This is a genomic window from Methylobacterium sp. Leaf87 (assembly GCF_001422775.1).
Taxonomy (GTDB): Bacteria; Pseudomonadota; Alphaproteobacteria; order Rhizobiales; family Beijerinckiaceae; genus Methylobacterium.
Window position 1 is genome coordinate 310008 of the sequence record NZ_LMMI01000001.1, and the last position, 14223, is coordinate 324230.

General features: G+C 70.6%; 13 protein-coding genes and 1 pseudogene. 6 read left to right on the plus strand and 8 right to left on the minus strand.

Annotated features, from left to right (window positions below; translation table 11 throughout):
* Positions 1-44 precede the first annotated feature (44 nt).
* A complete protein-coding gene (locus tag ASF22_RS01405) occupies positions 45-1430 on the minus strand; it encodes an MdtA/MuxA family multidrug efflux RND transporter periplasmic adaptor subunit (RefSeq protein WP_056260776.1) in 1386 nt (461 codons plus the stop codon).
* 238 nt (positions 1431-1668) lie between these two features.
* Complete coding sequence (locus ASF22_RS24460; RefSeq protein WP_200918734.1) at positions 1669-1809, minus strand: hypothetical protein; 141 nt, start codon at positions 1807-1809, stop codon at positions 1669-1671.
* Between the two features lie 459 nt (positions 1810-2268).
* Here ASF22_RS24460 and ASF22_RS01410 point away from each other — a divergent pair, with 459 nt between their 5' ends.
* The 4 genes from ASF22_RS01410 to ASF22_RS01425 all read left to right on the plus strand — a co-directional run bounded on the left by ASF22_RS01410 (position 2269) and on the right by ASF22_RS01425 (position 7439).
* Entirely contained in the window at positions 2269-3423 is a 1155-nt protein-coding gene (locus ASF22_RS01410; RefSeq protein ID WP_056260778.1) for an aminotransferase, read from the plus strand.
* A gap of 48 nt (positions 3424-3471) precedes the next feature.
* Positions 3472-3945 (plus strand): DUF4112 domain-containing protein, encoded by a 474-nt coding sequence (locus ASF22_RS01415; protein ID WP_056170740.1) that lies wholly within the window; start codon positions 3472-3474, stop codon positions 3943-3945.
* A gap of 25 nt (positions 3946-3970) precedes the next feature.
* Complete coding sequence (locus tag ASF22_RS01420) at positions 3971-5101, plus strand: ABC transporter permease (protein WP_056260779.1); 1131 nt, start codon at positions 3971-3973, stop codon at positions 5099-5101.
* 313 nt (positions 5102-5414) lie between these two features.
* Positions 5415-7439 carry an EAL domain-containing protein gene (locus ASF22_RS01425; RefSeq protein WP_056260939.1) on the plus strand — a complete coding sequence of 675 codons (2025 nt, stop codon included), beginning with the start codon at positions 5415-5417 and terminating at the stop codon, positions 7437-7439.
* Between the two features lie 45 nt (positions 7440-7484).
* On the opposite strand, the gene ASF22_RS01430 is transcribed toward ASF22_RS01425, so the two are convergent.
* The gene (locus ASF22_RS01430) at positions 7485-7811 is read right to left on the minus strand and encodes a hypothetical protein (RefSeq protein ID WP_056260781.1); all 327 of its coding nucleotides are present in this window, start codon (positions 7809-7811) and stop codon (positions 7485-7487) included.
* 161 nt (positions 7812-7972) lie between these two features.
* On the opposite strand from ASF22_RS01430, the gene ASF22_RS01435 reads away from it, so the two are divergent.
* Positions 7973-8293 (plus strand): multidrug efflux SMR transporter, encoded by a 321-nt coding sequence (locus tag ASF22_RS01435; protein WP_056170392.1) that lies wholly within the window; start codon positions 7973-7975, stop codon positions 8291-8293.
* A 13-nt stretch (positions 8294-8306) separates the two neighbouring features.
* Here ASF22_RS01435 and ASF22_RS01440 read toward each other — a convergent pair.
* The 5 genes and pseudogenes from ASF22_RS01440 to ASF22_RS01460 all read right to left on the minus strand — a co-directional run bounded on the left by ASF22_RS01440 (position 8307) and on the right by ASF22_RS01460 (position 11276).
* Positions 8307-8929, minus strand: a pseudogene (locus ASF22_RS01440) (transglutaminase-like cysteine peptidase).
* 208 nt (positions 8930-9137) lie between these two features.
* Positions 9138-9536, minus strand: a complete 399-nt coding sequence (locus ASF22_RS01445) for a DUF3775 domain-containing protein (protein ID WP_056170398.1) — start codon at positions 9534-9536, stop codon at positions 9138-9140.
* 100 nt (positions 9537-9636) lie between these two features.
* Positions 9637-10533 (minus strand): NAD(+) diphosphatase, encoded by an 897-nt coding sequence (nudC, locus tag ASF22_RS01450; RefSeq protein ID WP_056260783.1) that lies wholly within the window; start codon positions 10531-10533, stop codon positions 9637-9639.
* Between the two features lie 2 nt (positions 10534-10535).
* Positions 10536-10949 (minus strand): HIT domain-containing protein, encoded by a 414-nt coding sequence (locus tag ASF22_RS01455; protein ID WP_056170403.1) that lies wholly within the window; start codon positions 10947-10949, stop codon positions 10536-10538.
* 57 nt (positions 10950-11006) lie between these two features.
* Positions 11007-11276, minus strand: a complete 270-nt coding sequence (locus ASF22_RS01460) for a hypothetical protein (RefSeq protein ID WP_056170408.1) — start codon at positions 11274-11276, stop codon at positions 11007-11009.
* 126 nt (positions 11277-11402) lie between these two features.
* On the opposite strand from ASF22_RS01460, the gene ASF22_RS01465 reads away from it, so the two are divergent.
* Complete coding sequence (locus tag ASF22_RS01465; protein ID WP_056260785.1) at positions 11403-13775, plus strand: UvrD-helicase domain-containing protein; 2373 nt, start codon at positions 11403-11405, stop codon at positions 13773-13775.
* Positions 13776-14223 lie beyond the last annotated feature (448 nt).

Below are 14223 nucleotides of genomic sequence, written 5' to 3' on the forward strand. Positions count from 1 at the left end.
CGAAGGTCCGCACCGGCCGAGAGGTGGCGAGCGGCCGGGCAACCTCATTGCGCGGCCGGGCGCTGGCGGCGGCGTTCGCGCGTCTGGCCCTCGGGGGCGACGGCATCGGCCTTCGCGGCCTCCGCCTTGGCGTCCTCGGGCTTGGCGTCCTCGGGCTGCGGACCGGCGGCACCGGGCGGACGGGTGCCGTCGTCGGTGATCCGCACGCTCGCGCCATCGCGAAGCCGGTCGGTGCCGTCGACCACGACCCGGTCGCCGACGCCGAGGCCGGCCTTCACCACCGTGCGGGCGCCGTCGGCCTCGCCCAGGGTGATGGGGCGGACCACGACCTTGTCGTCGCCCTGCAGGAGGTAGACGTAGGTGCCGGGCGTGCCGCGCAGGATCGCGGCGGTGGGGACGATGGGGGCGTTCCGCACGGTGTCGACGGTCAACTTGGCGTTGACGAACTGGTTCGGGAACAGGGCGTCGTCGGTGTTGTCGAACAGGGCGCGCAGCCGCACCGTGCCGGTGGTGGTGTCGATCTGGTTGTCCACGGTGTCGAGGGTGCCGGTGGCGAGCACGGTGGTGTCGCCGCGATCGTAGGCCGAGACCGTGAGCCTGTCGCCCGTGCGCACCCGGCGCATCACCTGGGCGACGTCGTCCTCGGGCAGGGTGAACACCACCGAGATCGGGTTGAGCTGGGTCACCACCACGAGACTGGTCGAGGCGGCGGTGATGTAGTTGCCCTGATCGACCTGGCGCAGGCCGACGCGGCCCGCCACGGGCGAGACGATGCGCGTGTAGGTGATGTTGAGCTTCTGCTGGTCCACCAGCGCCTGGTCGGCCGCCACCGTGCCCTCGTTCTGCTTGACCAGGGCGCCTTGCGTGTCGACGTTCTGCTTCGAGATCGAATCCTGCTGGGCGAGGCGCTGGAAGCGGGCGAGGTCGAGCTTCGAGTTCTCCAGCAGGGCCTGATCGCGCATGAGCTGGCCCTGGTACTGGGCGAGCTGGGCTTCGTAGATCCGCGAATCGATCTGGGCGAGGAAATCGCCCTTCTTCACCATCTGGCCCTCGCGGAAGCCGACCTCCATGAGGTAGCCGCTGATCTGCGAGCGCACGGTGACGTTGGCGAGGGGCGTCACCGTGCCGAGGCCGCCGAGCACGATGGGCACGTCGCCGGCCGCGATGGTGGCGATGCCGACCGCCTGGGCCGGCTCGCCATGGCGCCCGGCGCCCCGGCCGCCCTTGCCGCGCGGTCCGGCGGTCTCCGTCGGGCCCTCGGGCTTTGGCGCGAGGTAGTGCCGGTAGCCGTAATACCCGCCGCCCGCGAGGATCAGCAGCAGGACGAACCACAGCCAGCCGCGCCCGCCCCGCGTCGGCGCGGCGCGGGTCTCAGACGGAGGCGCGTAGTCCCGCGCGGTCTCGGTGCGGATCGGCGAATTCTCGTTCATGGCGTCACGGCATCGGCGGGCGAGGCGCCCTCGCGGACAGACTGGAGTGGATCTAAGCACGCGTCGCCCGGTCCGACAGAACGGGGCAACGTCGCACCCGGGCGGGGGCGGCGATCGACCTCGGCTCCAGAGGCTTCGGTTCCACGGCGGCGCAGCATGGTGCCCCTTCTGGCCGCCCAATACGACGCCAGTACGGCGTCCGCGTTTCCCCCGTGTTGCTGTCCGTCGCCCCTGTGGATCACGGCCGGTTCGCGGGGTCGTAGGCCCGCACCACCGCACGGTACTCCTCGTCCACCGGCGTCACCGGGACGAGGTGGCGAAGGCCCGCGCCCAGGAGGGCGGTGGCGAGGGCGAGGAGAAGACAAGTCCGGACGCGCATGGCCTCCCATTCCTGCCACAGGCGCAGGGACCGGACACGGAAAAACCGCAGGACACGAAAAAAGGCCGTCGCTGGGGGCGCCGGCCTTTCTCGGGAAGTACAAACTCGGGAAGTCCGAGCTTGGGAAGTTCAAGTTCGGGACGTTCGACCTGATCGGGAAGAACGATCCACTCGGGCAGAAAAGCCCGGGCGGACCCGCGTCTCTGAAGAAAGCTTCGTGGACCGGAGCGACAGCCGCCTTCCCGAAACGAGGGGGCGAAGTCCCGTGAGAGCCGCCGTCGCTCCGGCCATGTCCGGAACCTACGTCACAGGTGATGAATGTCAACAATCGTCAGCCGTGAGCGCCCCTCCAGCGCCCCCGGACGTGCGGAACCGCACATTTCACCCCGCGTGGGCGCCGTGCTACGCATCCGGCCTCCCGACGCCCGGGCGTCGTCGCACCCTCGCCTGCCGAACCGTATGAATCCCGTCTTCGCGAACCTGCCCACGACCGTCTTCGCCGTGATGTCCGGCCTCGCCCGCGAATGTGGGGCGATCAACCTCGGCCAGGGCTTTCCCGACGATCCCGGCCCCGAGGACGTGCGCCGCCAGGCGGCCGAGGCGGTGATCGCGGGCGACAACCAGTATCCGCCGATGATGGGCCTGCCGGAGCTGCGCGCCGCCATCGCGACGCATTACCGGCACCATCAGGACCTCGACCTCGACCCGCAGACGGAGGTGATGGTGACCTCCGGCGCCACCGAGGCCCTGGCCGCCGCCCTGCTTTCCCTCATCGCACCCGGCGACGAGGTGGTGCTGTTCGCCCCCCTGTACGACGCCTACCTGCCCATGGTGCGCCAGGCCGGCGGCGTGCCGCGCATCGTCAACCTCAAGCCTCCGCATTTCCGGCTGGAGGAAGAGGCCCTGGCGGCGGTCTTCTCCGACCGGACGAAGCTCGTGGTGCTGAACAACCCCCTCAACCCCAGCGCCACGGTGTTCTCCTGCGAAAACCTCGCGCTCCTGGCGGGGTTCTGCACGCGCCACGACGTGATCGCGGTCTGCGACGAGGTGTGGGAGCACATCGTGTTCGACGGCGCGGCGCACGCCCCGCTCATGGCGCAGCCCGGCATGCGCGACCGCACGGTGAAGATCGGCTCGGCCGGCAAGATCTTCGGGCTCACGGGCTGGAAGGTCGGCTTCGTCATGGCCGCACCGCCGCTCCTGCGGGTGGTGGCGGGGGCGCACCAGTTCCTCACCTTCACCACCCCGCCCTGCCTGCAGGTGGCGGTGGCCTACGGCTTGGGCAAATCCGACGACTATTTCACCCGGATGCGCGAACGCTTCGCCCGCTCGCGGGACCGCCTCGGCGCCGGGCTGACGGAGCGCGGCTTCACCGTGCTGCCCTCGGCCGGCACCTACTTCCTCAACGTCGACATCGCGCCGCTCGGCTTCACCGACGACGTGGCGTTCTGCGAGGATCTGGTGCGCACCCACGGCGTCGCGGCGATTCCCGTGAGCGCGTTCTACGATGCCGACCCGGTGCGCCACATCGTGCGCCTGTGCTTCGCCAAGTCCGACGCGACCCTCGACGCCGCCCTCGACCGCCTCGGGCAGGTGTCCCGGAGGGCCGCCTGATGGGGCCGGTGCTTGCGGGGGCGCGCGGCCGGGGCCACATCCCGGGTCATGAGCACACCGCGCATTCCCGGCCGCCCGACCACGGACTTTTCCCGAGAGGCCGGTGCGGCGACACCGTTCCGGCCGCAGGCCGACGACCGCGAGGCGACGCTCCTGCGCCTCGAGGCGCTGGCGCACCTCATGGATTCGGCCTTCCTGATTCCGGGGATCAACCGCCGGGTCGGCCTCGACGCCATCGTGGGCCTCGTGCCGATCATCGGCGATGTCGCCGGCATGGTCATCGCCTCCTACGTGGTCAACGAGGCGCGCCGGCTCGGGGCGCCGCGCTGGCTCGTCGCCCGGATGATGGCGAACGTGGTGTTCGACGGGGCGCTCGGCATCGTCCCGCTGGCCGGCGACCTGTTCGATGCGGCCTTCAAGGCAAACCGCCGCAACGTCGCCCTGCTGCGCCGCCACCTCGAGAAGACCGGCGGCCTGCGCCCCAACGAGATCGAGGGGACGGCGGTGCGAATCGACGGCTGAGCGCTTTGCACACCGGGGATCACCGATGAATCAGGTCGCCGTTCCCCGGATGGCCGTGCCCGCCGCCCTCCCCCGCACGGGCTGGCTCTCACCCCTGTCGCGGCGGCGGCTCGCCAATTTCCGCCGCAACCGCCTCGGTTTCTGGTCGTTCGTGATCTTCGCGGCCCTGTTCGGCACCAGCCTGTTCGCGGAGTTCATCGCCAACGACCGGCCCCTCGTCGTGTCCTACAAGGGCGAGATCCTGTTTCCCGTCCTCATCGACTACCCGGACGAGAAGTTCGGCGGGTTCTATGCCCGGCCGAACTACCGCTCGGCCGAGACCCGGAAGGAGATCGCCGACAACGGCTGGGCGATCTGGCCGCCGATCCCGTATGCCTACGACACCATCATCGACGGGCTGCCGACCCCCTCGCCCTCGCCGCCGACCTGGATGCTGACGGAGCAGCAGTGCCAGTCCGTCGGCAAGCCGTGTGCGGCGCTCGAAAAGCACTGGCTCGGCACCGACAACACCACCCGCGACGTGCTGGCCCGGATCATCTACGGCTTTCGCATCTCGGTGCTGTTCGGGCTCATCCTGGCGCTGATCTCGTCGGTGATCGGCGTGATCGCCGGCGCCGTGCAGGGCTATTTCGGCGGCTGGGTCGATCTCGCCCTGCAGCGCTTCATCGAGGTGTGGAGCGGCATCCCGACCCTCTACCTCATCATCATCATCTCGGCCTTCATCGAGCCCGGCTTCTTCGTGCTGCTCGGCATTCTGCTGCTGTTCTCGTGGGTGTCCCTGGTGGGCGTGGTGCGGGCCGAGTTCCTGCGGGCGCGCAACTTCGAGTACGTGCGCGCCGCCCGCGCCCTCGGGCTGTCGAACATCCGCATCATGAGCCGGCACCTGCTGCCCAACGCCATGGTGGCGACCCTGACCTTCCTGCCGTTCATCCTCAACGGCTCCATCGGCACCCTGACCTCCCTCGACTTCCTCGGCTTCGGCCTGCCCCCGGGCTCGGCGTCGCTCGGCGAGCTGCTGGCGCAGGGCAAGGACAACATCCAGGCGCCATGGCTCGGGCTCACGGGCTTCCTTGTGGTGGCGGTGATGCTGAGTCTTCTCGTCTTCGCCGGCGAGGCCGTGCGCGACGCCTTCGATCCCCGCAAGTCCTTCGCCTGACAAATCCTTCGTCCGACAAATCCCTCGCCTGACAAGTCCTTCGCCTGACAAGTCCTTCGCCTGATCCGGCCGCCGCGCCATCGGGGACACCGAGGGCGGTCCCCACGCGCCCGCCGGGGTTCGGGGTCCAAGTTCGATTCGGCATCCGGAACGGATCGACCCGGGCCGGCAGGAGCTCATCTTGGGCCGGACAATCATTTTATAAGTTTTTTGCGTCATCCTGACTGTCCTACACGCGAGTGCCGGTCTCGATCGCATGTTCCTGAGCACCCCATCGGACGTCTGGTCCGCGCAAGATCGGGACGTCGATCGGATGCCCGCCGCCCAGGCGTCCGCCGGTCTTCCGGCCGAAGCCGGCCTCACGCGGATCACGGCCCTCGCAGCCGGCTGCCTCGGCACGCCGCTCGCCTGGATCACCCTCGGGACGGGCCCGGCGGCATCGATCCGGGGCGGCTTCGGATTCGCCGGATCGGACGCACCGGACGCGACGGGCTTCCAGGCCGCGACGCCCCTGCTCGGCGCCGGGGGGCGTCGGCTCGGCGAGCTTCGCGTCGGGGCCCCGGGCGCCCGCCCAGCCTTCGACGCGGCGGAGATGGGCCGGCTCGCGGATTTCGCCGCCCTCGCCGCCGACCACCTCGAACGCGAGGGCGGGGCGTGCGCGGACGGTATCGCACGGGGCTTCGCCGAGGCGGCGGCCTTCGCCTTCCTGGCGGTGGACGTCGGCGGCACCATCACCTTCGTCAACCGCGCCGCCGAGACCCTGTTCGGCTACGCGCCCGGCACGATGACGGGGCAGGACGTCGAGATCATCATCCCGCCGTCGTTCCGGGCACGGCACGGCGAGCGCTTCGCCGGGTTCGTGGTCGGTGCGACCTCGAAGCTCGTCGGCCGGACCATCGAACTCGTTGCCCAGCACCGGGACGGCACCACCTTTCCCATCGAGTTCTCCATGTCCGCCTGGACCACGGACGGGCGGATCGGGATCGGCGCGATGATGCGCGACATCAGCGCGTGGCGCGCCCGCGACGACCAACTCGTCCACATGGCCCACCACGACAGCCTGACGGGGCTCGCCAACCGGGCGCAGTTCGACGAACGCCTTAGGGCCGCCCTCGAGCAGGGGCCGGCGACGGTTCTGCTGCTCGACCTCGACGGATTCAAGGAGGTGAACGACAGCCTCGGCCACGCCACCGGCGACACCCTGCTGAAGGCCGTGGCCGTGCGGCTTCCGCTCTGCGTCGCGCCGGACGTGACCGTGGCGCGGCTGGGCGGCGACGAATTCGCGATCCTGCTGGCGCCGTGCGGCGACCCGATCCCGGCGGCCGCCACCGCCACGCGAATCCTCGACACCTTCCAGGCGACGTTTCAGCTCTCCGGCCACACCTTCCACGTCGGCCTCAGCCTCGGCATCGCCGTCGGCGGCCGGGGCACGGACGCCGCGGCCCTCATCGCCGATGCGGACCTCGCTCTCTACCAGGCCAAGCGCGACGGGCGGCGCTGCTACCGCCTGTTCGAGCCGGCCATGCGCAGCGCGGTGATCGCCCGCCGGACCCTGCACGACGAGCTGAGCCACGCCCTGGAGGCCGGTGAACTCGTGCTGCACTACCAGCCCCAGGTCGCCTTCGACACGGGGCGGGTGGTGGGCGCCGAGGCCCTGCTGCGCTGGCGCCATCCGTCCCGCGGGCTGCTGCTGCCGGGCGTGTTCCTGCCCGCCCTCGAAGCCCACCCGATGGCGGCCGCCATCGGACGCTGGATCGTCGAGGAGGCCTGCCGGCAGGCGGCGCAGTGGCGGGCGGCGGGGCTCCCGCCGCTGCGGGTCGCCGTCAACCTGTTCACCGCCCAACTGCGGGCCGGAACCCTGGCGGAGGACGTGATGCGGTCGCTCACCCGCTACCGGTTGCCGCCCGCCGCCCTCGAACTCGAGGTCACCGAGCGCATCGCCCTCCAGGCCGACGACGCGATCCTGGAGCCGATCCGGGCGCTGCACGCCCACGGGGTCGCGGTGGCGTTCGACGATTTCGGCACGGGCTACGCCTCGCTCTCCTCCCTCAAGCGCTTCCCCCTCACCCGCCTGAAGATCGACCGCAGCTTCGTGCGCGACGTGCTCACCGACCGGCACGACGCCGAGATCATCCGCGTCGTCCTCGGCATGGCCGAGAACTTCGGCCTGGAGGTCATCGCCGAAGGCATCGAGGGCGCCGACCAGGAAGCGGTCCTGCGCGGCATGGGCTGCCACGAGGGCCAGGGCTACCTCTACGGCAAGGCCATGAGCCCCACCGCCCTCGCGGCGATGATCCGGTCCCGCGAGGGCATGACGGACGAAACCGAGGTGGCGTGAGACGGCCCGCTCGACGATGGCGGATAACCGGCCGGGCCGGCCGGATCACAGGGGCCGGGTGCCGCCGGCGAGCAGCCAGCCCCGTGCGCGCTGGATCAGGGCGGGGCGAACGCGGGCGACGTCGTCGCCGTCGAGGAGCGGTGAGGTCGACAGGGCGGTAAGGTAGGCCGCCTCGTCGGCTTCGCACGCGCGCAGGGAGGCGTCCGCCGCGCGGATGCGGGCGGTGCGGGCCGTCTCGATGGCGAAGGTGCGGTGGAGGCAGCCGCGCCAAGTGGCATGCCGGTCGGCCGCGTCGCCGGCCCGGGCCCCGCCGGGAACGCCGATCGACACCGCGAGGAGGAGCGCGCACACCGCGCCGGCCCGGGTCGTCATGGGCAGATCGTCATCGGCGGGTCGTCATGGAAAGGTCTCCGGATGGAGACAGCGTCGCGCAAGGTGTTTAACGGGCCCTGACGATCGCCGCGCGCGAACCGTGCCGTTCCGGGACGGCGCCGCGCGGCGCCGGATCGGCAACCCCGCGCAAAGGACCCCCCATGGCCTGGATCACCCTCGTTGCCGCCGGCCTCCTTGAAGTGACCTGGGCCTACGCGATGAAGCTGTCGCACGGGTTCACCCGGCCGTGGCCGACTGCGATCATGGCGGTCACCATGGTGGGCAGCGTCGCCCTCCTCGCCGTGTCGATGCGGACCCTGCCCCTCGGCACCGCCTACACGATCTGGACCGGCATCGGCGCCGTCGGGGCCTTCGTCCTCGGCATCGCGGTGCTGGGCGAGGAGGCGAGCCCCGCCCGCATCGTCGCGGCCCTGCTCATCGTTTCGGGCCTCGTGACCATGAAGCTCGCCAGCCCGCAGTGAGGTCCGGGTCGGATCAGCGGTTGGCGGTGGTGACCGGCGAGGTGGCCCGGCCGAGGGAGACCCAGGCCTGGGTGTCCTGGCTCTCGCGCTTGATGAAGGTGTAGCCGGTCTGGCGCCAGGACTGGACCGCGTTGGTCTTGTTGTCGAGGATGAAGTCGCCCCGGTCGGTGATCAGGGTGAGCACCGCGTGGCCCTCGCCCTTCTCGTCGATGACCACGGTCATCCGCATGGCCCGGCGCGGCAGGCCGGGCCCGAGCCGTCCTCCGCCAGATCCCAGCGGTCTGCGACGTGGAGGTGGTCCATGTCGGTGACGGCCCGGATGGCCTTGTTCACCCGGCGGTTGACGGACACGATGGTGTTCCAGGTCGCCGCGTCGAGCGCGATGGTGGCGGGCTCCGTGCGGTCGACGGCGCACTCGGCGGCGTAGCTCTCGCAGAAGGCGACCCAGGCGGCGATGGGCTTGGCGGCGGGGCCGCTGGCGATGACGCTCGGGGTGGCGGGCAGGGAGGCGAAGGTCTGGGCCGGGGCGGCCACGGGGGCGGCGAGAAGACCACCGAGAAGACCGGCCAGAAGCGCGGCACGGCCGAGGCTGCTGCCCGTAACCGCTTCCAGGCACTTCGAAATCGCGATCCGCATGGCCGGCCCGTTCCCGTTAATCTTCTGTTAACGAAAGGTCTCACGGCGGCCCGAGCGCGGCAATCGCCGGGTTAATAAAGGGTTAACGGTGTGGATAGTTGCACCGCAGGCGAAAGAAGCCTGACCGTACCGGCCTCCGTCCGAACGAAAAAACGCCCCGACGGGGTGACCGGCGGGGCGCTTGGGAGCGGTGGTTGTGAGGGGCGGGTCAGGCCTGCGGCAGGTCCGGGGTGATGCCGAGGTTGGCCATGCCCTCAGCGAGGAGATCGGCGGCGTTGGGGGTGCCGAGGAGTTCGCGGGCGGCGCCCTCGCCGACGGATTCGCGCTCGCGGGCGAAGCGCACGGCGTCGCCCCATTCCTCGGCCTCCATGTCGCCGCGCCCGACATAGACCAGGGCGAGGAGGTCGGCGCGCTCGTCGTCGTTGAGCGCCCCGATCATCGACCGGACCTCCTCCTCGGTGGCGTCGTCGGTGCCCGAGGTGAGGATGTCGGTGGCGCCGTCGTCGATGGCGTTGGAGCCGGAATCCGGGTCCGTCGGGCCCTCCTTCACCTCGACGGCGCGCAGGCGCAGGATGATCTCGGTGACGGTGTCGACGGCGATGTCCATGGGCGTGTTCCAGACTCGTGGGCCGCCGGGGGCGGCGGCCTCAAGCAGGCACAACCCACGAGGTCCGCAAGGGTTCGCGGGCGGGCGTCGGGGCCCGCCCTCAGGCGGTCCCATCCACGAAGGCGCGCATGAGCAGGTGCGCGATGGCCATGGGCGGCGGCACGGTGAGGCCTTCCGGGTGCGTCCCCGCGATCATCGCCGACATGTCGTCCCGGGTGAGCCAGCGGGCGTCGGTGAGCTCGACGGGATCGAGGGTGATCGCCTCGTCGAGGGCCTCGGCGACGCAGCCGATCATCAGGGAGGCGGGGAACGGCCACGGCTGGGACGCGTGGTACGTCACCGCGCCGACGCGAATCCCGACTTCCTCGAAGGTCTCGCGCCGCACGGCCGCCTCGATGGTCTCGCCGGGCTCCAGAAAGCCCGCGAGGCAGGAATACATCGCCTCCTTGAACCGGGGCGAGCGGCCGAGCAGGCAGCGATCCCCCCGCGTGATCAGCATGATCACCACCGGGTCCGTGCGCGGGAAGTGGTGGGTGTCGCAAGACCCGCAATCGCGCCGGTAGCCGCCGGCGGCGAGCTCGGTCCGGGCACCGCAATTGGCGCAGAATCGGTTCCGCGCGTGCCAGGCCAGAAGCGATTTCGCCGTGGCGACGAGCCCGAGTTCATGAGGCGCGACGGATCCCTCGGCGGCGAAGCTGCGCAGATCGTTCGTGGCGAGATCGGGTTCGGCGTCGAACGCCTCCGCGCGCTCCGGCGCCAGGGCGGCGGCGAAGACCGGCGCCCCGTCGAGGCGGCCGAGGAACAAAGTCGGGCCGGGCGCGGCGATGCGCTCCGGATCGAGCAGGGCGGAGCCGTTCGCGAGCACGATCCGCTCGCCCGCCATGGCGACGAGGCGGGCGCCGGGCGCGGCCAGGAGCGGCACGGCGGCGTCGCTCTCGGCCGAATGGCGCACGAGGCGGTTGTGGACGTAGCCGAGACCGGCGAGGGGGTCCGTCACCCTCAGGCCGCCGCGAACAGGGCGCCGATGCGCTCGATCATCTGGGCGCGGGCATGGTGCGGATAGGGCCGGGCCTCGCCCACCCCCCAGACCGGGCGCGGCCAGGCCGGGTCGGACAGGAAGCGCCCGATGACGTGGACGTGGAGCTGGGGCACGACGTTGCCGAGTGCGGCGACGTTGACCTTGTCGGGCTTGGCGAGCGCCAGCATCACGCCCGTCGCCAGACGCATCTCGTCCATGAGGGCGTGCGCGTCGTCCGCGCCGAGATCGGTGATCTCGCTTGCGTCGGGGCGGCGCGGCACGAGGATCAGCCACGGGAAACGGGCATCGTCCATCAGCAGCACGCGGCACAGGGCGAGGTCGCCGGCATGGACCGTGTCGGCGGCGAGACGCGGGTCGAGGGTGAAATCGGTCATGGGGGAGCGATGTAGGGCGAAGCGCGCCCGGAAGCGAGGCGCTCGGCCCCCCCGCTCCTACCGCCGGGGCGCGATGATGGCCGGTCCCGCGCTCGGCTCCGGGCGGAACAGCTCGTTGCGTTGAATCTGCATCCGGTTCTGGCTGTTGTCGAATTGCTGCTGGTTCTGGATCCCTCGGATCTGGCTCTGGGTCGAGAGCCGCTCGTTCATGTTGTTGAGGGTGTTGGGATTGCCCGAGGATTGGGCCAGGGCCGGTCCGGCGCCCGCCGCCAGGAGGGCGAGGGCCGCCAGGGTGCGGGTGGTCGTGATTCGGGGTGACGCGGTCATGGCGAAGCCTCCCTGTGGGGCGATGGGGTTCTGCCGAGACGACGCGCGGGGCGAAAGCCGGGTTCCCCCACGGGCGCTTTGCCGCCCGCCCTCGACGCCGTTCGCGTTTTGGTCCAGGGATGCGGCATGAATCAACACCCCGACACGGCGGGGGCCTCGCGGCCGGTGCCCGCTTCCGACGCGCCCACCTCCATCGCCGCCCGCGCCATGGCCTCCCTCAGGCCGCAGGGCTCGCCCTACCTGGAGGGCCTGAACGACGAGCAGCGCCGCGCCGTCGAGGCGACGGACGGCCCCGTCCTCGTGCTCGCCGGGGCCGGCACGGGCAAGACCCGGGTGCTCACCACCCGCATCGCCCACCTCATCGCGACGGCCAAGGCGCGCCCCTTCGACATCCTGTCGGTGACCTTCACCAACAAGGCGGCGCGCGAGATGAAGCACCGCATCGGCGCGCTCATCGGCCCGGCGGGCGAGGGCATGCCGTGGCTCGGCACCTTCCACTCCATCGGCACCAAGATTTTACGACGCCACGCCGAACTCGTCGGCCTGCGCTCGGACTTCACGATCCTGGGCATGGACGACCAGCTGCGGCTGATGAAGCAGGTGATCGTCGATCAGAACATCGACGAGAAGCGCTGGCCCGCCCGCGCCCTCGCCTCGGCCATCGACGGCTGGAAGAACCGCGGCCTCCTGCCCGAGCAGGTGCCGCCGGGCGAGGCGGGCGCGTTCGCCTTCGGCAAGGGCGGCGCGCTCTACACCGCCTACCAGGCCCGCCTGCTGACCCTCAACGCCGCCGATTTCGGCGACCTCCTGCTGCTCTGCCTCAAGCTGTGGCGCGAGAACACGGACGTGCTGGAGAACTACCAGCAACGCTTCCGCTACATTCTGGTGGACGAGTACCAGGACACCAACGTCGCCCAGTACCTGTGGCTGCGCCTGCTGGCGCAGGGCCACCGCAACGTGGCCTGCGTCGGCGACGACGACCAGTCGATCTACGGCTGGCGCGGCGCCGAGGTCGACAACATCCTGCGGTTCGAGCACGACTTTCCGGGTGCCACCGTGGTACGCCTGGAGCGCAACTACCGCTCGACCGGCCACATCCTCGCCGCCGCGTCCGGGCTCATCGCCAAGAACGAGGGGCGCCTCGGCAAGACCCTGCGCACGGAGGACGTGCCGGGCGAGAAGGTGACGGTGGCGGGCGCCTGGGATTCGGAAGAGGAGGCCCGCCAGCTCTCCGAGGCCATCGAATCGCTCCAGGCCAAGCAGCACCCCCTCTCCGAGATCGCCGTGCTGGTGCGGATCTCGGCGCAGATGCGCGAGATCGAGGACCGCTTCGTCCAGTTGGGGCTCCCCTACCGGGTCGTCGGCGGCCCGCGCTTCTACGAGCGCGCCGAGATCCGCGATGCGCTCGCGTATCTCCGCGTGACCCAGAATCCGTCCGACGACCTCGCCTTCGAGCGGATCTTCAACACCCCGAAGCGGGGCTTGGGCGACGCGACCCTGCAGATCCTGCACGGGTATTCGCGGTCCCAGGGCGTGCCCCTGCTGCAGGCTGCGCGGCTCCTCACGGAGACCGACGAGCTGAAGCCGCGCGCCCGCTCCGGGGTGCGCGCCCTGGTGGAGAGCTTTTCGCGGTGGGCCCGGATGGTCGGCACCAAGCCGCATTCGGAGGTGGCCCAGACGATCCTGGAGGAATCCGGCTACACCGAGATGTGGCAGAAGGACAAATCCGCCGACGCGGCCGGGCGCCTGGAGAACCTCAAGGAGTTCGTGCGCTCCATGGAGGAATTTCCCGACATGGCCGCCTTCCTCGAACACGTCTCCCTGGTGATGGAGGCGAGCGAGCAGGAGGGCGCCGACCGGGTGTCCCTCATGACGCTCCACGCCGCCAAGGGCCTCGAGTTCGACACGGTGTTCCTCCCCGGCTGGGAGGACGGCCTGTTCCCGAACCAGCGGGCGCTCGACGAGAGCGGCCGCGCCGGCCTCGAGGAGGAGCGGCGGCTGGCCCATGTGGGCCTGACCCGGGCCCGCAAGCGCGCCAAGCTGTCCTTCGCCGTCAACCGGCGCATCCACGGCCTGTGGTCCTCCACGGTGCCGAGCCGGTTCATCGACGAATTGCCGCCCGGCAGCGTCGACGTCATCGACGCCCCCGCGCATTTCTCTGCCGGCGCCTCGCGCTTCGACCGCAACCCGACGCCGTTCGGCTCGTCCTACGGCACCCCGGGCTGGCAGCGGGCGCAGGCCGCGACCGCCAACACCGGCAATTTCGGAAGCACGCCCGCGCGCAATCCGGCCAACCGCGGGTCCGGCCCACGCCAGATCGAGGGCGAACTCATCGCGAAATCCACCGGCGCCCCCTCGGCCTTCTCCGTGGGCATGCGGGTGTTCCACACCAAGTTCGGCCCCGGCGACGTCGCCGCGGTCGACGGGAACAAGCTCACCGTCGATTTCGACAAGGCCGGGCAGAAGATGGTGCTGGACAGCTTTATTCAAGCGGCGTGAGCGGGCTTGTGGCTGGAAGGCCCGCTTTCCCACCCACGACCTCATCCTGAGGTGCCGCGTCAGCGGCCTCGAAGGAGGGCTCCAAAGAGCGCACTGGGTCCTGGAGCCCTCCTTCGAGGCCTCCGCTTCGCTCCGGCACCTCAGGATGAGGTCGTGGGTGACGCGCGGACGAGATTCGCCGGCCCGCGAGAAAACTTCTCTCCGCGCGCCCAAGTCCGAAATCATGCGGACTTTCTACATCAATGGTCGAGAATATTCGACCGTCATGCCGCCGTCGCTTCCGGTGCGGCATGGTGCATGCAACGATCGATGGGCGGACGAAGCGTGCCTCACACAACTCCCGATCGCCGCCGGTTCTAAACCGTGGACGCACCGGTGCAGCGGGCGTTTTGCGAGAGACACGAAGACCGGGCGCCTTCGCCATCCACAGGCAAGGCCGCCCGGCCGG